The 18,404-nt window shown below is 66.4% G+C and carries 17 protein-coding genes; 10 read left to right on the top strand and 7 right to left on the bottom strand.

All coding sequences use genetic code 11. The features are described 5' to 3' along the window. Positions 1–192: 192 nt before the first annotated feature. Together K0O64_RS09115 and K0O64_RS09110 are read left to right on the top strand one after the other, a co-directional pair. A complete protein-coding gene (locus K0O64_RS09115) occupies positions 193–2,487 on the top strand; it encodes a carbon starvation CstA family protein (protein ID WP_096310885.1) in 2,295 nt (764 codons plus the stop codon). Continuing rightward, the gene (locus tag K0O64_RS09110; protein WP_425574827.1) at positions 2,487–2,624 is read left to right on the top strand and encodes a CstA-like transporter-associated (seleno)protein; all 138 of its coding nucleotides are present in this window, start codon (positions 2,487–2,489) and stop codon (positions 2,622–2,624) included. The genes K0O64_RS09115 and K0O64_RS09110 overlap by 1 nt, the downstream gene beginning before the upstream one ends. On the opposite strand, the gene K0O64_RS09105 is transcribed toward K0O64_RS09110, so the two are convergent. After that, a complete protein-coding gene (locus tag K0O64_RS09105) occupies positions 2,621–3,211 on the bottom strand; it encodes a nucleoside/nucleotide kinase family protein (RefSeq protein WP_225933670.1) in 591 nt (196 codons plus the stop codon). The two genes, K0O64_RS09110 and K0O64_RS09105, sit on opposite strands and share 4 nt — an antisense overlap. Positions 3,212–3,317: 106 nt before the next feature. On the opposite strand from K0O64_RS09105, the gene K0O64_RS09100 reads away from it, so the two are divergent. From K0O64_RS09100 to K0O64_RS09090, 3 genes are all read left to right on the top strand, one after another. Then, positions 3,318–4,289 carry an esterase family protein gene (locus K0O64_RS09100; protein ID WP_096310881.1) on the top strand — a complete coding sequence of 324 codons (972 nt, stop codon included), beginning with the start codon at positions 3,318–3,320 and terminating at the stop codon, positions 4,287–4,289. 218 nt (positions 4,290–4,507) lie between these two features. Further along, positions 4,508–5,740, top strand: a complete 1,233-nt coding sequence (locus K0O64_RS09095; RefSeq protein WP_096312763.1) for an acyl-CoA dehydrogenase family protein — start codon at positions 4,508–4,510, stop codon at positions 5,738–5,740. Then, a complete protein-coding gene (locus K0O64_RS09090) occupies positions 5,740–6,876 on the top strand; it encodes an acyl-CoA dehydrogenase family protein (RefSeq protein WP_096310879.1) in 1,137 nt (378 codons plus the stop codon). Before K0O64_RS09095 ends, K0O64_RS09090 begins: the two co-directional genes overlap by 1 nt. On the opposite strand, the gene K0O64_RS09085 is transcribed toward K0O64_RS09090, so the two are convergent. Beyond that, on the bottom strand, positions 6,873–7,712 hold the full coding sequence (locus K0O64_RS09085; protein ID WP_096310877.1) for an SDR family oxidoreductase: 840 nt from the start codon (positions 7,710–7,712) through the stop codon (positions 6,873–6,875). The genes K0O64_RS09090 and K0O64_RS09085 overlap by 4 nt on opposite strands. A 120-nt stretch (positions 7,713–7,832) precedes the next feature. On the opposite strand from K0O64_RS09085, the gene K0O64_RS09080 reads away from it, so the two are divergent. Together K0O64_RS09080 and K0O64_RS09075 are read left to right on the top strand one after the other, a co-directional pair. Further along, a complete protein-coding gene (locus K0O64_RS09080; protein ID WP_096310875.1) occupies positions 7,833–8,465 on the top strand; it encodes an SOUL family heme-binding protein in 633 nt (210 codons plus the stop codon). 54 nt (positions 8,466–8,519) lie between these two features. Beyond that, positions 8,520–10,196: a SulP family inorganic anion transporter gene (locus K0O64_RS09075; protein ID WP_096310873.1), complete on the top strand. Its 1,677-nt coding sequence runs from the start codon at positions 8,520–8,522 to the stop codon at positions 10,194–10,196. Here the strand turns inward: K0O64_RS09075 and K0O64_RS09070 are convergent. Beyond that, entirely contained in the window at positions 10,193–10,609 is a 417-nt protein-coding gene (locus tag K0O64_RS09070) for a hypothetical protein (protein WP_125477412.1), read from the bottom strand. The genes K0O64_RS09075 and K0O64_RS09070 overlap by 4 nt on opposite strands. 365 nt (positions 10,610–10,974) lie before the next feature. On the opposite strand from K0O64_RS09070, the gene K0O64_RS09065 reads away from it, so the two are divergent. Then, the gene (locus K0O64_RS09065) at positions 10,975–11,670 is read left to right on the top strand and encodes a PAS and ANTAR domain-containing protein (protein WP_096312762.1); all 696 of its coding nucleotides are present in this window, start codon (positions 10,975–10,977) and stop codon (positions 11,668–11,670) included. Between the two features lies 1 nt (position 11,671). Beyond that, positions 11,672–12,340: a M15 family metallopeptidase gene (locus tag K0O64_RS09060; RefSeq protein WP_425574828.1), complete on the top strand. Its 669-nt coding sequence runs from the start codon at positions 11,672–11,674 to the stop codon at positions 12,338–12,340. On the opposite strand, the gene K0O64_RS09055 is transcribed toward K0O64_RS09060, so the two are convergent. Beyond that, the gene (locus tag K0O64_RS09055; RefSeq protein ID WP_225933669.1) at positions 12,333–13,694 is read right to left on the bottom strand and encodes an MFS transporter; all 1,362 of its coding nucleotides are present in this window, start codon (positions 13,692–13,694) and stop codon (positions 12,333–12,335) included. The two genes, K0O64_RS09060 and K0O64_RS09055, sit on opposite strands and share 8 nt — an antisense overlap. Before the next feature lie 70 nt (positions 13,695–13,764). Here K0O64_RS09055 and K0O64_RS09050 point away from each other — a divergent pair, with 70 nt between their 5' ends. Then, positions 13,765–14,730: an ABC transporter substrate-binding protein gene (locus K0O64_RS09050; RefSeq protein ID WP_096310869.1), complete on the top strand. Its 966-nt coding sequence runs from the start codon at positions 13,765–13,767 to the stop codon at positions 14,728–14,730. On the opposite strand, the gene mhpA is transcribed toward K0O64_RS09050, so the two are convergent. From mhpA to K0O64_RS09035, 3 genes are read right to left on the bottom strand one after another with little or no spacing between them, the layout of a single operon-like run. Continuing rightward, a complete protein-coding gene (gene mhpA / locus K0O64_RS09045; RefSeq protein WP_164520040.1) occupies positions 14,727–16,250 on the bottom strand; it encodes a bifunctional 3-(3-hydroxy-phenyl)propionate/3-hydroxycinnamic acid hydroxylase MhpA in 1,524 nt (507 codons plus the stop codon). The two genes, K0O64_RS09050 and mhpA, sit on opposite strands and share 4 nt — an antisense overlap. Beyond that, a complete protein-coding gene (locus K0O64_RS09040) occupies positions 16,247–17,185 on the bottom strand; it encodes a fumarylacetoacetate hydrolase family protein (RefSeq protein WP_096310867.1) in 939 nt (312 codons plus the stop codon). The genes mhpA and K0O64_RS09040 overlap by 4 nt, the downstream gene beginning before the upstream one ends. Next, the gene (locus K0O64_RS09035) at positions 17,182–18,315 is read right to left on the bottom strand and encodes a VOC family protein (protein ID WP_096310865.1); all 1,134 of its coding nucleotides are present in this window, start codon (positions 18,313–18,315) and stop codon (positions 17,182–17,184) included. The genes K0O64_RS09040 and K0O64_RS09035 overlap by 4 nt, the downstream gene beginning before the upstream one ends. Positions 18,316–18,404: the final 89 nt, after the last annotated feature.

Raw genomic sequence — 18,404 nt, 5'->3', positions numbered from 1 at the left:
TCGCACTTCTGCTCGATAACCACAGCCTCGACGCGCCCGGTCGCACCACGCGACGCCGATCAATTGCCGCTACCCAGGTAGCACACCTGCGAGGCGGTGGCGTTTGCACGTTCTGACTACTTCCCGAACCTGTGAATGAAAGGATCAGAACCACAGCCTGGCACTGACACGTCTCGGCAAGGGAGAAACACTGTGGCTGCACCGACCGGCGCGCCGTCGGAACACATCGAAGAGACCAAGGGCGACGTCACCTTTATCCGCACCGAGGCCGACCTGCCACCGGTCGCCATCGTCGACCGATCGCCGATCACCCTTCGACACAAGCTGATCTTCGGCGCCATCGCCGTCCTCGGCGCGATCGCGTGGGCGATCATCGCGTTCTTCCGCGACGAGACGGTCAACGCGGTGTGGTTCGTGATCGCGGCGATCTGCACCTATGTCATCGGATACCGGTTCTATGCCCGGCTGATCGAGATGAAGATCGTGCGCCCGCGCGACGACCACGCCACTCCCGCCGAGATTTTCGAGAACGGGACCGACTACATGCCCACCGACCGGCGGGTGCTGTTCGGTCATCACTTCGCTGCGATCGCGGGGGCCGGGCCGCTGGTCGGCCCGGTCTTGGCCATGCAGATGGGATATCTGCCCGGCACGATCTGGATCATCCTCGGCGCGGTGTTCGCCGGCTGCGTCCAGGACTATCTAGTGCTGGCGATCTCCACCCGCCGCCGCGGACGATCACTCGGGCAGATGGCCCGCGACGAACTGGGCGCCGTTGGCGGCGTTGCCGCGATCGTCGCCGTGCTGGTGATCATGGTGATCCTGCTGGCGGTGCTGGCGCTGGTCGTGGTGAACGCGCTCGACGACAGCCCGTGGGGCGTCTTCTCGATCACGATGACGATCCCGATCGCCATCTTCATGGGACTGTATCTGCGATTCCTGCGACCCGGCCGGGTCTCGGAGGTCTCCCTGATCGGCGTCGTTCTGCTGCTGCTGGCCGTGGTTGCCGGTGGCTGGGTCGCCGAAACCGATTGGGGCGAAAGCTGGTTCAACCTGACCAAGGTCACGCTGTCGTGGTGCATCATCATCTACGGCCTGGCCGCCTCCGTGCTGCCGGTGTGGTTCCTGCTGGCGCCGCGCGACTACCTGTCGACCTTCATGAAAGTCGGCACCATCGGCCTGCTGGCCGTGGGTATCCTGCTGGCCCGTCCGATCATGGAGGCGCCGGCCATCTCGACCTTCGCCGACGACGGCAGCGGACCGGTGTTCGCCGGCGCGTTGTTCCCCTTCCTGTTCATCACGATTGCGTGCGGGGCGCTGTCGGGTTTCCACTCGCTGATCTCGTCGGGCACCACGCCGAAGCTGCTGGAGAAGGAAAGCCAGATGCGGCTGATCGGCTACGGCGGCATGCTCACCGAGTCGTTCGTGGCGATCATGGCGTTGATCACCGCGGCGATCCTCAACCAGCACCTGTATTTCGCCATCAACGCGCCGTCGGCTCAGACCGGTACGACGGCCGAGACCGCGGCCAAGTACGTCAACTCCCTGGGCCTGTCGGGCACACCGATCACACCGGGCGAGATCACCCAGGCCGCCACGGATGTCGGTGAGCGCACGATTGTTTCGCGCACCGGTGGGGCGCCGACGCTGGCGATCGGGATGTCGGAGGTACTGCATCAGGTGTTCGGCGGCCCGGGGCTGAAAGCGTTCTGGTACCACTTCGCGATCATGTTCGAGGCGCTGTTCATCCTGACCACCGTCGATGCGGGCACCCGGGTCGCGCGGTTCATGTTGTCCGATGGCCTCGGCAACTTCGGTGGCCCGTTCAAACGGCTGCGCGACCCGAGCTGGCGGGTCGGGGCCTGGATCTGCAGTCTGCTGGTCGTGGCCGGCTGGGGATCGATCCTGCTGATGGGCGTCACCGACCCGCTCGGCGGGATCAACACGCTGTTCCCGCTGTTCGGTATCGCCAACCAGTTGCTCGCCGCGATCGCGCTCACCGTGGTCACCGTCGTGGTGATCAAGCGGGGGTTGCTGAAGTGGGCGTGGATACCTGCCGTTCCGCTGCTGTGGGATCTGACCGTCACGCTCACCGCATCCTGGCAGAAGATCTTCTCCGGTGATCCCAAGGTTGGCTATTGGACGCAGCACTTCCAGTACCGCGCCGCCGCGGACGCCGGCAAGACCGCCTTCGGATCGGCCAAGAACGCCACCCAGTTGCACGAGGTCGTCCGCAACACCTTCATCCAGGGCACGTTGTCGGTCGTGTTCGCCGTGCTGGTGATCATCGTGTTCATCGCCGGAGTCGTGGTTGCGGTACGGGCGATCCGCGGCGGGGGCCCACCGCTGAGCGACGATCCCCCGCTGCCGTCGAAGATTTTCGGCCCGTCGGGCCTGATCTCCACCTCTGCGGAGAAGGAGGTGCAGAAACAATGGGACGCGCTACCCGCGCCGCACGCCAAATCCGTTGGTACATCGGTGCATTGATGGGTGACAGCCACTACCGCCGCTACCTGGAACACCGGGCCCGCACCCATCCCGGCGAACCCGTGCTCAGCGAGGCGCAGTACTGGCGCAAGCGGCACAGTGACGCGGACGCCAACCCGACCGCGCGCTGCTGCTAGCACCCGTCGACGACCCGATCGCAGAACTGCCGGGTTGTCGCGATCAGCCGGGCGTTGGGCTCGTCGACTGTGTCGACCCAGGCCGCCGCTGCCGCCGCAGCGCGCCCGCCCGCACGATGCCGCGCTATCAACCGTTCGCGCCGCACCGCCACCGGGCAGTCGACGTAATACAGCCTGTCCAGCAGCCCACGCACCGCGAGCCACTCCCCCTGTGGCACACCGAGATAATTCCCCTCAGTGACCACCAATCGGCAGTCGGCTCCGATGACGTGCCCGGCCGCGACCGGCTCGTCGAGGCGACGATCGAAGTCGGGCACGTAGACGTCGCGTCTCCGATAGTCCGACCGCGCGCGGTGCAGAGCGCTGACATAGCCGGCGGCGTCGAAGGTGTCGATCGCTCCTTTACGATCCCGCCGGCCCAGCTGCTCCAGCACCGCATTGGACAGATGAAAGCCATCCATCGGTAGATACGACGCTTCGCCGATTCTGCCGAGCAGTGCTGACGCTGCGGTCGACTTCCCGGCTCCCGGCGGTCCGGTGATCCCGACGACCACTCGGCCGGGCTGAACGTTCAGTGCGGACAGCACCTCGGAAATGAGGAACTCGAGAGAAGTTGCGCCGGCGTAACTGATGGGCCCTTACCTCCGATAGTCAGGTAGGTCGGGTAGGGAACGACTGCAAAGCGGGACTTTCATGCATCAACATCGCAAGATACGCAGTCGGGGGATCATTCGGGCGGCGGTCGCCGCCATCGCGTCGCTTCTGGTGCTCGGTACCGTGACGGCAATGCCGCCGCTCGCCAAGGCCGCCGAGGTCGAAAACCTCAGCGTCCCTTCTGCATCGATGGGCCGCAACATCACCGTCCAGTTCCAGGGCGGCGGGCCCAAGGCGGTGTATCTGCTCGACGGCCTGCGCGCGCAGGACGATCGCAACGGCTGGGACATCAACACCAACGCCTTCCAGCTGTTCGACGGCTCCGGCGTCTCGGTGGTCATGCCCGTCGGTGGCATGTCGAGCTTCTATACGGACTGGTATCGGCCCGCCGTCGGCAACGGCACCACCCAGACCTACAAGTGGGAGACGTTCCTGACGTCCGAACTGCCGGCGTGGCTGGCGGCAAACAAGGGCATCAGCCCCAGCGGCAACGCGGTGGTCGGGCTGTCGATGTCCGGCAGCGCCGCGCTGATCATGGCGGCCTATCACCCCGGCCAATTCGTCTACGCCGGGTCGCTGTCAGGCTTTCTGAACCTGTCGGCGCAGAGCTGGCCGCTGCTGGTCTCGATCGCGATGGCCGATGCGGGCGGGTTCAACGCCCTCGACATGTGGGGCCCGTACGGCGGCCCGGCCTGGCAGCGCAATGACCCGATGCTTCACATCGGTCAGCTCGTCGCCAACAACACCCGCATCTGGGTGTACAGCGGAAACGGCAATCCGACCGACCTCGACGCCGGCCTGGGCAACGCCCAGATTCCCGCGCAGTTCTTGGAGGGCTTGACCATTCGGACCAACCAGCAGTTCCAGAACCGCTATCAGGCCGCAGGCGGCCGCAATGGGGTGTTCAACTTCCCGCCGAACGGCACGCACAGCTGGGGCTACTGGGGTGGACAGCTGCAGGCCATGAAGCCCGACATCCAACGGGTGCTGGGCGCAACGCCCGCCGCCTGACCCCGCACAGACGAAAGGCCCGGTCCCTTGTGCAGGGACCGGGCCTCTCAGTGTCACGTTTTTGGGGGGACGCTCGCCGCGTCCTCGAGACCTGTTCCCCAGGCCTTGGAACCTCAAACCCGAGCGCGCAGAATTAACGACACCCAGCGCACGCCCGCCATCGACGACGGGCTACGGTTACTTCTGAGAACGGCCGTGCGCAGATGGAGGAACAGCAGATGGACCTGTCGTGGTCGGTGAAAGATCTCGAGTTCCGCGACGAAGTGCGGGCGTTCCTCGACGAGAAGCTCACCCCGGATCTGCGGGAGGCGGGCCGACTGATGACCAGCGTGTACGCCGACCACGAGGCCAGCATGGCCTGGCAGGCGATCCTGCACGAGCGCGGCTGGGCCGCGCCCGCGTGGCCGGTCGAACACGGCGGCTGCGACTGGACCCTGACCCAGCACTACATCTTCAGCCGCGAGTCCACCCTGGCCGGGGCGCCGTCGCTGTCGCCGATGGGTATTCGCATGGTCGCGCACGCGATCATCGCCTACGGCACGCCAGAACAGAAAGACTTCTTCCTCCCACGCATCCTGACCGGTGAGGTGTTCTTCTGCCAGGGCTACTCCGAACCCGAGGCCGGTTCGGACCTGGCCGCCCTGACGATGTCCGCGGCCGACGACGGTGACGATCTGATCTGCACCGGTAGCAAGATCTGGACCACCCACGCCACCGAGGCCAACTGGATCTTCGCCCTGGTTCGCACCTCGCGATCGGCCAAGCGGCAACAGGGCATCACCTTCCTGCTCATCGACATGTCCTCACCCGGCATCGAGATCCGTCCGCTGGTGATGACCTCCGGAGAGAAGGTGCAGAACCAGATCTTCTTCGACGCCGTGCGCGTGCCCAAGTCGAACGTGATCGGCGAAATCGACGACGGCTGGACGGTGGCCAAGTATCTGCTGGAGTTTGAACGAGGCGGCGGCGCAACGGCACCCGCGCTGCAGGTGATGGCCGAGTCGATCGCCACCGAGGCCATCACCCAGCCCGGACCGAACGGCGGCGCGCTGATCGACGACCCGGCGTTCGCGGCCAAGCTCGCCGATATCCGCATCCGCACCGAGGTGCTCGAGATCCTCGAATACCGCGTCCTGACAACGGTTGCCGAAGGCCGCAACCCCGGCGCCGCGTCGTCGATGCTGAAGGTTCTGTCCACCGAACTGTCGCAGGCCATCACTGAGCTCGCGATGGAAGCCGCCGGGCCGCGCGGCCGGGCATACCAGCCGCACGCGACCCGCCCCGGCGGTCCGGTCTCGGACTTCGAACCACCCGCCGACGGTTACGTCAGCGGCAAGCCCTGGCAGGCGGTCGCGGCCTTGCGGTACTTCAACGATCGGGCCGGCTCAATCTACGCGGGCAGCAACGAAATTCAGCGCAATATTCTGGCCAAGGCGACTCTGGGGCTGTAATGGACTTCAACCTGAACAAAGAACAAGAGCTCCTGCGCGACGGCTTGGGCAAGTTCCTGGCCACCCGCTATGACCTCGAGAAGAGCCGTACCGCGGCCAAGATCGGACCGGGCTGGCAGCCCGAGATCTGGCGCGGCCTGGCCGACGAGCTCGGCATCCTCGGTGCCGCCTTCCCGGAGTCGGTCGGCGGGATCGGCGGAGGCCCGGTCGAAATCATGGTGATCGCTGAGGAACTCGGCCGCGCCCTGGCGATCGAACCGTTCATCGACACCGTCGTGGTGGCTGGCGGTCTGCTGCAGCGGAGCGACCATCCGGGTGCCGCCGCGCTGTTGGAGCGCATCGCCGAGGGCAGCGCCATCGTCGCCCTGGCCAGTACCGAGCCGGACACCGGTGATCACGCGGTGTCGACGAAGGCGGTACGCGCCGGTGACGGCTGGGTGATCACCGGAGAGAAGATCGTCGTCACCGCCGCACCGTTGGCCACCCACCTGCTCATCGCCGCCCGGACGTCAGGCGAACCCGATGCCGCGCAGGGTGTTTCGCTGTTCCTCACCGAGTTCGACCCCACCGCACCACCGCCGGGTCTGGAGGTCCACAGCTATCGCACCATCGACGACCGGCGCGGCGCCGACCTGACCTTCGACGGCCTCCGCCTGCCCGCCGACGCGCTACTGGCCGAGGACGCGTCCGCGTCGCTGGCCAAGGCCCGCGACGAAGGCGCGGCCGCGGTGTGCGCCGAGGCGGTCGGCGGTATGCGAAAGGTGTTGTCCGACACCGTCGAATACTGCAAACAACGACAGCAGTTCGGTCAGCCGATCGGCACCTTCCAGGTTCTGCAGCATCGCATGGTCGACATGTACATGGAACTCGAGCAGTCCGTTGCCGCGGTCTATCTCGCGGTGTTGAATCTCGAAGCCGAGCCGCAGGTTCGGGCTCGCGCGGTCTCAGCGGCCAAAGCGACCATCGGTCGCGCTGCCCGGTTCATCGGCCAGAACGCCGTCCAGCTCCATGGCGGTATGGGCATGACCGAGGAGCTGGCGATCGGGCACTATTTCAAGCGGCTCACCGCGCTGCAGTACGAGTTCGGATCCACCGATGAGCACCGCACCCGGTACGCCAAACTGACTCGCCCCTAGGGGTTCTGGGCAGCCACCCGGGCGCGCTCGCGCATCGAGGCGATCACGCCTCCGTCATTGAGGATGTCGGTTCCGGTCAGGTAGGTGGCCCGGTTACTGGCGCAGAAGGCGAACAGCTCGGCCATCTCCTCAGCCTTGCCCCATCGGGGCACCGCCGCATTGGCGACCATCGCACCGGCGCCCGCTTCCGCTTCCAGAAGTCCCATCTCGGTGTCCACTGATCCGGGTGACACCGAGACGATGCGCAGACCGCGGCCGTTGAACCGTTCGGCCTGTGCGGAGCTGTACCACCGGACGAAGGTCTTGCTCACGCTGTAGGCCAACCCGGAGCGCATCTCCTCCCCCGCGATGTCGCACGCCGCCAGCATCTCGGCCAGGAACCGGGGTTCGTCGGTGAAGGCCAGGTCGAAATGCTGTGCCGGGACCAGTTCGTCGGGCAGCATGTGCGACGCCATCGAGGCGACATTCACGATCGCCGATCCCTCACCCGCCGCGGCGAAGAACACCTCGTTGACGTTGAGGGTCCCGATCGCGTTGGTGGTCATGACGTAGTCGGCATCACCCATGCTCGGGCTGACGCCCGCGGTGTGGATCACCGAGGCGATCGGCCCGATGCCGGCGGCCGTCTCGAAAAGTCGTGTGACCGCATCCCGGTCGGTGACGTCGCAGTTGACCATCGTGGCTGTGACGCCCAGGCCGGCCAGGGCGTCGGCCGCCGCGTCGAGCCGGTCCTGCCTGACATCGCAGAGCACCAGCGCGTGGTCCTGCCCGACGATCTTGGCCGTCGCCAACCCCATGCCGCCCGCACCGCCGGTGATCACCGAAACCCGAGTCATTCCCGGACCATATATGGACCGGTCGAGCCGGCGGGCTCCAGCCCCGAAAGTGCGTCACAAATAGGTCATCGACTTCCACCTCGCGGACGGGTATGACTGCGAGGGAACGAGGAGGCGGCTGTGTTGAAAACGATTGCCGGAGCGGCGGTGCAGATCGCCGAGGGCGTGGGCAACATTGTGGGCATCCGAGCGGGCACCGAGGAGCCGGCGTTCACCGTCGAACGCACGATCGGCGGAGTCGAGATTCGCCGGTACGGACCCCGCATCGCCGCCGAGACGACCATCGACGCCGACGAGGAAGCGGCCCGCAACCAGGGATTCCGAGTACTGGCCCGCTACATCTTCGGCGCCAACTCCGGCAGCACGAAGATCGCGATGACGGCTCCGGTGGCCCAGCAGTCCAGCGAGAAGATCGCGATGACCGCGCCCGTCGCGACCCAGCGCACGCCGTCAAGGGAATGGGTCATCCGCTTCTTCATGCCCTCGAAGTACACCCTCGAGACGTTGCCGACCCCGAACGACAGCCGGGTGCGCCTCGTGACGGTTCCCGGCGAGACGGTTGCGGTGCTGCGATTCAACGGGAGCATCGGACCGGAGGCGGTCAACGCGCGTACCAGTGAGCTCCTGAAAGCCTTGTACCGCAATGAGATCGAGACCACCGGCGAACCGCTGGCGTGGTTCTACGATCCGCCGTGGACACTGCCCTGCCGACGCCGCAACGAGGTCGTTGTGGGCGTCGCCGAGGACGCATAACCAGCCGATCCGGTAAAAGCACGCCGGATGCGCTGAGGTGCCACAATTCCGGTCGTGTCCACCACACCGCCACCCACCTGGCTGGCCCCGGGTATCCGGCCGTACCGCGCGGGCTGGTTGAAGGCCGACATCCTGGCCGGGCTCAGCACCGGAGCGGTGGTCATCCCGCTGGCGATGGCGTACGCGACCGTCGCGAACATGCCCGTCCAGATCGGCTTGTACACCTGCATGGTTCCGGTGGTGGTGTATGCCTTCATCGGTGGCTCGCGGGTCGCCAGTGTCACCACATCGTCGACGGTGTCGACGCTGACGGCCTCGACGATGCTCGCCGGCGGTGTCCTGATCGGCAGCGACGACCAGCGCGGCGATCTGATCACCCTGACCCTGTTGGTCGGGCTATTCCTGTTGCTGGCCAGAGTCTTTCGTCTCGGCATGCTGGTCGACAACATCAGCGACATGACCTTGGTCGGCATCAAGATCGCCGTCGGGCTCACGGTGATGGCAGCGCAGCTACCCAAATTGCTGGGTGTACCTCCCCATCCGCGTACGACCGGATTCTTCAGGGTGGCATGGGCGGCGTTGACCGACATCCCCAACGCCAGCGTGGTGACCGTGGCTGTGTCCGTGGTCTGCCTGGTGGTGCTGCTGGCACTGACCAAGTTCGCTCCGCAGGTTCCCGGGCCGCTCCTGGCGATCGTGCTCGGGATCGCGGTAAGTGCGATGGTCGCGCTGCCGGCATACGGCGTCGCGCTCATCCCGACGGTGCCGTCGGGGCTGCCGCTTCCCGACATGCCCCGGCTCGATCGCCACATCGTGCCGCTCATTCCGGGCGCGCTCGCGATCGCGGTGATGGCGTTTCTCGAGACGATCGCGGTGGCGCGCACCTCGCGGCACGCCGCCGAGCCCTCGACCGAGCCCGACCGCGAATTGCTCGCACTCGGCATGGCCTCGGTGGCGGGCGCGTTCTTCCATTCACTGCCGCCGGCCGGTGGCTTCGCTCAGACCTCGGTGAACATGCGCTCGGGCGCGCGCAGCCAGATCAGTGCTCTGGTGTTGGTAGTGCTGGCCGTGCTCGTCGCACTGATGGTGGCACCGATCCTGAGCCTGCTTCCGCAGGCGGTCCTTGGCGCCGTCGTGGTCGTCGCGGTCACCCGGCTGGTCGATATCGGCGCACTGCGACGGCTCTACCGCCTCAATCCGCGGGAGTGCTTCGGCGCCATCGGCGTCGCGCTGATCGGGCTCGCCTTCGGCCTCATTCCCGCAGTGGCGGTCGCGGTGGCCGCCACCCTGCTTCTGGTTCTGCACGTCGTCAACGCCCCGCACGTCGTTCAGGTCGTCCGTCAGGACAATCGCGCGTGGGTCGAGCAAGCCGAGAACGCCGAACTGGTTCCCGCCGATCCCCTGGTGTTGCGCTGCCTTGTCCCGCTCTATGCCGCCAACGTGCGTCCCAACGTCACCACGATTCGCAGCGCCGCGCTGGCGTCGCCGACACCGCCGGCGACGGTTGTCGTCGACCTGGTACGGCAGACGGTGCTCGAGTCGACGGTGCTGCACATTCTGGTCGAACTCGACCGCGAACTGTCCGAGGCGGGCGTCCGGTTGATGATCACCGCCGTGCCCGAGCGGACGTTGCGAACGCTTCGACGCGCCGAGTGGTGGCGCGACGTCGAAAGCAGCGGCCGGTATCAACCCGACCTCGACGCGGCGGTGGAAGCAGTCGGGCGTCGCTAGCCGGCCGCAGCCGCACCAGCATCGGCCACAGGCGCAACGGCCGACGTTCCGACCGGACCCGTCGGGGTCGACGACATGCCGGGCGGGGGCGCGGCATTGGCGTCCAGCGGGCGCTGGGTCAGCAACAGCAGCGCGTCGCCGCCCGACACCTGTTGGGTGCGCATGGCATGCAACAGGTCGCGCCAGTAGCCCAGCCGCCCCTGCGGTGGGGCGTCGGTTGACGTCGTGCCGGGGGGCAGGTTGTCCGGGCTGGACAGATGCTGAACCGGTACGGGCGGCGCCGCGGGGGCCGGGGCGTCGACCGGCGGGGCGCCCGCGTCGCCGGCCACCACGGCCGGGAGCGCGGGATCTACGGGTTCGGCCGGGTCGGCGCCCGCCACGGGTGCCGCCAGAAAAGCAGCTGAAACGGCCACTACGCCGAGCCCGAGGCAGGCGCGACGCATCCGAACAGATGTATGCGTGGAAATGTTCACCGTCGTGTCATCCTCGGCTCGCAGGGCGGCGTCCCCGTGCCGTGAACGCCCTGTACCAGTGTTTTCGGCCGGAAATCCGTTTTGTTACACCCGTCACTTGTGTCACCGCAGTCCCACCTGACCGCGTGACACACCGGCACTGGCAAAGCCGCTTGAAAAGACACCCGGTGTCGTAGTACAAAATTTCTGCCCGCAGAACCTGGGATGGCGATGGGTTCTGCCTTCATGGCACTTGTCGCCGTCCAAGCTCCTGCGGCTTTCCTACAAGGAGACAACCAAGAGGTTGTTGGGGCGATGGGGTGTCGATGGTGGCGGACGAGGATCCGGCAACGGGGAGCGACGACGGCTATGACCTAGTCGGCGTACGTCCGCAACAGGTGGGGCAATTCCGGTTTTACTTCGACGACGAGCGCTGGGAATGGTCGGACGCGGTGCAGATCATGCACGGGTACGAGCCCGGCACGGTCTCCCCGACCACCGAGCTGGTCCTGTCGCACAAGCATCCGGACGACTACCAACAGGTCGCGAACACCCTCGACGACGTGCGCCGGCACCACCAGGCCTTCAGCACCCGGCACCGGATCATCGACACCACCGGCCGGATCCATCACGTGATCGTGGTGGCCGACAAGCTGCAGGACGCCAGCGGCGAGGTCATCGGTACCGAGGGCTTCTACGTCGACGTCACGCCAGGTGAAGATCGCAAGCAGAAGCAGTTCAGCGAGGCCATCGCCGAGATCGCCGAGAACCGCGCGACCATCGAACAGGCCAAGGGCATGCTGATGGTTGTGTACGGCATCGACTCGGAGGCGGCATTCGACCTGCTGCGCTGGCGTTCCCAGGAGGCCAACATCAAACTGCGGCTACTGGCCGACCAGGTGGTCGCCGATTTCATCGCCCTCTCCCGGGCCGAGGCGTCGCCACCGCGCGCGGCATACGACAACCTGCTGCTCACCGCCGACCGGCGAATCGGGAGCCCGCAGCAGACGCAGTCGTCCTGACGTGAGAATCCTCCCCGGCCTACTGACCGTCTTGACGGCCTTCGCGACCGCCACGGGGGCGGCGGCACCGGCCGGTGCGGTTCCCGGCGCCGATGTCGCGCCGGTCAGTCCGCAGGCCGCCGCGGCCGGGTTCGTGGACGTGCGAACCTTCGTCCCCGACGCTGTCATCGACTTGCGCTACGCGACGCCGCGCAACTTCGTCGGCGTGCCTTTGTATCCGGCCGACGCACGCTGTCTGGTTCACGATTCGATGGCGCCGGGGCTGGCGAAGGCCGCGGAATCTCTTCGGGCCCAGGGTGATGTCTTGGTGTTCTGGGACTGCTACCGCCCGCACGATGTCCAGGTCCGGATGTTCCAGGCGGTGCCCAATCCGGCCTGGGTGGCCAAGCCCGGCCCGTACGCGCGCAGCCACGAGGCGGGACGATCCGTCGACGTGACAATCGCCGAGCACGGCCAACTGGTCGATATGGGCACGGATTTCGATGACTTCTCCGCCCGCGCACAGGCCTACGCCACCGACGGGGTAAACGCCGCGGCGCAGGCGAACCGCGCTCGTCTGCGCACCGCGATGGCCGACGGTGGCCTCGCGGTCTACTCCGGCGAGTGGTGGCACTTCGATGGCCCCGGGGCCGGGGTCCAGCGGCCGATTCTCGACGTGCCGGTCAACTAGCGGGCTGGTCCTGCCGCGACCGCAGCAGGACGGCGAGTCCCACCAGCAGTAGCGGTGCCGCGATGATCGCCAGTATCGTGCCGATCCCGCCGCCACTACTGAAACCGTTGCGCTGCATCACTTCCAATGATGTGCCGGCCACCGCTACCCCGACGCCGGCGATCGTGACGAGAAAGGTCAGCGTCACCCCGGCGGCCTCGCCGGCGCGTTGCGGCGCCACCACGGTCTGCGTCGCGACCGTCGTGAAGGCATAGACCAATCCCATCGTGAAGCCGCACGCGGTCAGCGCCACGACGTACACCGCCGGGTTGGTCGCGGCGGCCAACACCGTCAACGCCACCGCCGCGGCCGCGCATCCGATGCCCATCACCGCGGCCGGCGCATGACGCGTCGCGAGGCGACCCGAGATTACACCGCCCAAGGCCGCACCGGCCGACGGGCCGAGGAACATGAGGCCGGCCGCCAGCGGCGTGAGTCCGCGCACCTGTTGGAGATTGAGTGTCGACAGGAAGACCGTCACCGCGTAGGCGACGTTGGCCACAGTGCCCGCGGCCACCAAGACCACGAACCTCCCGTTGCACAGCAGCGAAAGATCCAACAGCGGCCAACGAATGCGGCGTTCGACGACCGCGAAGACGCCGAGTAACGCCACCGATGCGATCGCGGCACCGATTGTGGTCGCCGACGTCCATCCCCAGGAGGGCGCACGGTCGACGGTCAGCGTGAAAAGGCCTACCCCGGTGACGATCAGCGCGAGACCCGCCACATCCAGGCGGCGCGGAACGGTGGGGTCGAACGACTCCGGAATCGCCAGGGCACCAAGGATCAACGACACGAGAGCGAACGGGACCAGCAGCCAGAACACCGCTCGCCAACCCAGGGTGTCGGTCAGAATGCCACCGGCGACCGGCCCGGCCGCATTCCCCAGGCCCGCGATTCCGTAGGCCAGACCAATTGCCCGACTGGCCTTTTCGGACGAGTATGCATTCGTCAGAACACTGACGGAGACCGGAAAGATCAAGGCCGCACCGATTCCCTGCGCGGCGCGGGCGGCGATCAGTACCGCGGCACTGGATGCCAGCGCACAACAGACCGACGCGACCCCGAACAGGGCGATACCGGTCAGCAGCGCGCGCCGCCGGCCGAAGATGTCGCCAATGCGCCCGGCGGGCACCATGAATGCCCCCAGCGTGAGCATGTACACGCTGATCACCCATTGGAGGTCGGTCGTGGTCGTATGCAGGTCGGCGGCGATCCTCGGCAGCGCCAGGTTGACGGCGAAATAGTCGATCTGGACGCAGAACAGAGCAATCGACACCGCGGACAATATCCAGCGGGAGCCCCATTGGTTCACCGCATCACGATACGACCGATCAGCGGTACCGTTAGCCAGTCGTCGCAAGGACCTTCAGACAGGAGTCGCCGTGCACTCGGAGTGGAGTAGGCGGGGTTTTCTCGGACTGGCTGCCACGACCGGGCTTGCAGCCGCCTCCGCGGCAACCGCATCAGCGGCACCCGACGGCGTCACCGTCACTCACGCCTTCGGCAGCACGCACATCGCGGCGCCACCGCGACGCGTCGTCAGCGCCGGCTTCACCGAGCAGGACGACCTGCTCGCACTCGGTGTCGTCCCGGTGGCGACCACCGAGTGGTTCGGCAATCAACCCTATGCGGTCTGGCCGTGGGCACAACCGCGACTCGGTGGAGCGCAGCCGACGATTCTGAGCCTGGCCAACGGCATTCAGATCGACCGGATCGCCGCCCTGCGCCCCGATCTCATCGTGGCCACTAACGCCGGTGTCGACGCCAAGTCCTATGAACGCCTCTCGGCGATCGCCCCGACCATCCCCCAGTCCGGCACGGTGCCGTTCTTCGAACCGTGGAAGCAACAGGCGACCGCCATCGCCCAGGCGGTCTTTCGGCCCGAGGCGATGAAGTCTCAGATCGACGCGATCGACACCGCGTTCGCCAATGTCGCCAGAACGTTTCCGCAGTTTCAGGGCAAGTCGATCGCCTCCCTGCAGGGCTCGACGCGCTGGCAAGACAGCGCCATCGCGTCGCGAGCCGGCTGGAAGACCGAATGGCTCTCCCAGATGGGCTTCGTCATTCCCGCCGCACTGGACGCGTTCGGCCGCCCCGGCGATGATCGCGCCTATATTCCGGTCGACCAGATCGAGGCGGCGCTCGTCGGTGTCGACGTGCTGTTGTGGCGCACCGAGAGCGAGGCGGATATCGCTGCGCTACAAGCCGTTCCCGCCATCGCTGCGTTCGGCAACCGCAATGTCTTCACCACCCGGGAGCAGTCCGCCGCCATCGCGTTCACCTCGCCGCTGTCCTTCCCGGTCGTGGTCGATCAGCTACCGCCGCTGCTGGCCAGGGCCGTGAGCTAACGCGGGGCGAAGACCGGCACCGCGTCGAGCACCTCGGACAGGGTTCGGCCTGCCGTCAGCACTGTTCGGTCGGGTCTCACCACCGCGGCGCTGGCCCGCCCAGTCCGCAGCCACTGCGCCAATGTCGTCCCGGGAGGGGCCGTAATCACCACCGCGCCTGCGCGATCCACGTCATCGCGTTGAGAAGGGTTGAGTGGCACTGCGGTCACCACCGCGAATCGCTGGCCCACGATCTCGTCGAATCGCTTGCCGTCAAGCATGAGCGGATTCGGACACAGCGTTCCGGCCAGCTGCCGGAGCCGCAGCGATCGGATCACCAGTTCACTGCCGCGCAACGGCGGGGTCGCACTGTCCACGATCTTGTCGCGCACGCCGGGTATCAGATGCAACCGGGGCACCACGATGCGGCGCAGCAGGTCACCAGCACGCCCTCCGGCCGTCATCGCCGCGCCGACAGCGAGCGCGAATCGAATCAGGTTGCGTGCGTGCGGCTTCCTCTCGGCCTCATAGCTGTCGAGTACTGCCTCGGCTAGCCAGCCGTTGATCACGCCGGCCAGTTTCCACGCTAGATTCACCGCATCACGAAGGCCGGCGCAGAGTCCTTGTCCGATGAATGGCGGCGTCAGATGCGCGGCGTCGCCGAGGATGAACATATTCGACTGGCGCCAATGGGTGGCGACCTGAGCACGGAACGTGTATCCGGCGACCCGGACGAGTTCCAGTTCGTCGACGGCCACCTGTTCCACCCACGGTCGAATCAGCGGATACAGCGCCGAGAGCGTGCCGTAGGTGTCGGCGGTTTCGTCCTCGCGCAGCCGGAACTCCCAGCGATAGCGATCCGCCCCGATCCGCATATACGTGGCGGCGCGGTCGGGATCGCACACCTGGTGTACGCCGTCCCACTGGCGCAGGTCGGCATCGGTCGCCACGTCGGCGACCAGCCAACGCTGCTGAAACTTCAAATCGTTCATGTGGGCGCCAATAGCCTTGCGCACCAAACTGTTCGCCCCGTCGCAACCGAGTACGAAGCGAGCCTGCACGCTGTGCTGCTCGCCACTGAGCCGGTCTTGTACGGTGACCCGGGCGCGGTCGGTGCTGATCTGGACGGCTTCGACCACCTCGGCGTTGCCGCACAACACGGCTTCCGGATACTTCTTCAGGTTGTTCCGCAACAGCCGCTCGAGCTCCGGTTGGTCGAACATGTTGGCCTGCGGGTAGCCGTTGGCGGTCTCATCACCCTCGCGGCGGAATTCGGCGAGCACCCGCATGCTCGGATCGCGGAGCTGCAGCCCGCGGGCCGGCCGGGAGATCGCCGCGAACTCCTCGGCGATACCCAACCCCGCCAGAAGTCGGAACACCTCGTCGTCGAGGTGCACGGCGCGCGGTTGCGGATAGACATCGACCCAGCGGTCGAGCAGCAGGCACTGAATGCCGTACTGCGCCAGCTTTGTTGCCGCCGCGATGCCTGTCGGTCCCGCGCCGACGATTACCACAGGCACGAAGCCGGGCAGAGCGCTCATGCGAATCTGATTCGATTGCGCTGGGTGCCCAGTGCGATCTTGCCGTCGTCGGTTCCCACCGTTGCCTCAACGACGTCGCCGTCGCGCAGGTAGTTGGGATTCTTGGCCTGTCCCTTGAAGAACAGCTTCCACTTCAGGTCGTCGGGCAGTAGCCCGCTCACTTTCTGGACCACCTTCGGGGGTGCCGACAGCGCCGTCCCGACCGGGGTGCCGGTCAGGACCAGGTCGCCGGCAGCGAGCGTTTGGAACCGGGCCAGCGCCGTGAGCGCCTGAACCGGCTGATAGATCATGTCGGTCTTGACCGTGCTGTCCTGACGCGGCTGGCCGTTGACCTTGAGTTGCAGGCGCAGTTCGTCGAAGCGACGCATCTCGTCGGCGTCCAACAGAACCAGCGCCGGGCCCACCGGGGTGAAGCCCGGGTAGGACTTGGCCTCGTAGAACTGCGTTTTGGTCAGCTGCACATCGCGTGCGGACACGTCGTTGGTCACCACGATTCCGCACACATAGTCGGCGAGATTGTCGGCGGTGATGGTGGTGCCGACGGGAACGTCGCGACCGATCACCAGGCCGATCTCCACTTCGTAGTCCAGCAACCGGACGTGGGCGGGTTTGACGATGTCGCCGTATGGTCCGGTGATCGACCCCGATGCCTTGCGAAAGAAGGTCAGCGGCACCGTTTTCGGGTCACCGCCGGTATCGAGGACATGGGAGGCGAAGTTCGTCATCTGCGCAATCACACGACACGGCGCGGTGACCGGAGAGAGCAGCTCGAGCGTCGCGGTTGCCACCCTGTTTGAGCTGGTGACCGCGCCCTCGATGGCCGCGCGGTCGGCCAGTAGCGCAGCGGTTGTCGTTGCCGTGGTCTCGACTCGCGCGACGGAGTCGGACGAACCGGCCCACCATCCGTCGATGGTGCGATAGACCGAAATGCTCATGAGCGTGTCACTTTCAGGAGTCCGCGCAGGCGGGTGAGGTCGAATTCGTTGTCGTCGCGGATGGCGGTCATCATTGAGCGCATCTCGCGTAGTGATTCCTTGGTCGGGGTGATGCCGAGGAAGTCCTTGGTCACCGGCGGACCCCACTGGGCAAGTCCGGACGCCGTCATCGGCGCCCAGCCGGGTTCGAGGGTGTTGTCGAACATGTCACCGTCACTGAAGTGCTCGACCAGGAAGCCGTCCGGGTCGCGCCAGTAGTCGAAGATCTGACTGCCCTGAATGTGGCGGCCGATACCCCACGAGCGCTGGAATCCGTTCTCCCGGAGATATTCTCCGCCGGCCGCAACGGCGTCGAGGTCGCATACCTGATAGGCGGAGTGGACGTAACGATCCGAAGGACCCAGCACCAGGGCCAGCGTGTGATGGTCGGTGGGGGTCGCGCCACGGTCGCCGCGGATGAAACTCATGGTCGGTCCGCGCTCCCGTTGGCCCGGGTAGTACAGGAAGTCGCTGACGATCAACCCCAGGTGGTCGAGGTACCAGTCAAGCGACCGTCGGTAGCGGGTGCGCTGCAGGACGACATGCCCCAGCCGCTGGATACGCGCAGGCTCACGCGGTGGGCGCTGAGTGTTGTTGATGCGCACCAGTTCTCGTCCGAAGTTGAATCGATGCGGTTGCTGGGCGGGTAGTTCGGCCAGGTCGCGCGTCCCGGCCACGACACGTACCGGCATGCCACCCGGGTCGGCGAGCTCGACCACGAGACCGCCGATGGCCTCCGGTAGAGAACTGGTCGGCCTGCCGGTCGCGGCGGCAAGCCGCTTCACGTCGGCTGCGTCATCCGCGGCGAACGCCGGTCCGACGAATCGCGACCGCGGACCGCGCCGAATGATCACGCACGCCGAACCCGCGTCGGTGCCGCGCAGTGCAAGCTCATGTTCGGTACGCAGCACCGTGGTGAAGCCGAACGCTCGCGCGAACCTCTCGGCACGCTCCAGATCCGGCTTCTCGAACTCCAGCCAGGCCAGGTCGCGCACTTTGATGACGGGGTTAGTCGACCGACCGGGATGCTCGCCCCGCACTGCGCCGTGCTCGCTGTGCAGGCCTTTGTGTGTATCGAGGTGTTGTGCCACCGCGGCCCCTTTCCCTAACTGACGAAATCATCACTTACGAGAGCATCCTCAGTCAATACTTCTGACGAAATCCTCAGTAATGAGTTGGA

It is taken from the genome of Mycolicibacterium pallens, from assembly GCF_019456675.1.
Classification (GTDB): Bacteria; Actinomycetota; Actinomycetes; order Mycobacteriales; family Mycobacteriaceae; genus Mycobacterium; species Mycobacterium crocinum.
The sequence above is the reverse complement of the archived record's forward strand: the minus strand, read 5'-3'. Positions and strand labels throughout refer to the sequence as shown.

Coding starts and splice junctions, on each gene's coding strand:
- K0O64_RS09110 (WP_425574827.1), top strand. CDS start 2,487: ATGGGTGACAGCCACTACCGCCGCTACCTGGAACACCGGGCCCGCACC.
- K0O64_RS09095 (WP_096312763.1), top strand. CDS start 4,508: ATGGACCTGTCGTGGTCGGTGAAAGATCTCGAGTTCCGCGACGAAGTG.
- K0O64_RS09065 (WP_096312762.1), top strand. CDS start 10,975: ATGGTGGCGGACGAGGATCCGGCAACGGGGAGCGACGACGGCTATGAC.
- K0O64_RS09090 (WP_096310879.1), top strand. CDS start 5,740: ATGGACTTCAACCTGAACAAAGAACAAGAGCTCCTGCGCGACGGCTTG.
- K0O64_RS09040 (WP_096310867.1), bottom strand. CDS start 17,185: ATGAGCATTTCGGTCTATCGCACCATCGACGGATGGTGGGCCGGTTCG.
- K0O64_RS09100 (WP_096310881.1), top strand. CDS start 3,318: ATGCATCAACATCGCAAGATACGCAGTCGGGGGATCATTCGGGCGGCG.
- mhpA (WP_164520040.1), bottom strand. CDS start 16,250: ATGAGCGCTCTGCCCGGCTTCGTGCCTGTGGTAATCGTCGGCGCGGGA.
- K0O64_RS09085 (WP_096310877.1), bottom strand. CDS start 7,712: ATGACTCGGGTTTCGGTGATCACCGGCGGTGCGGGCGGCATGGGGTTG.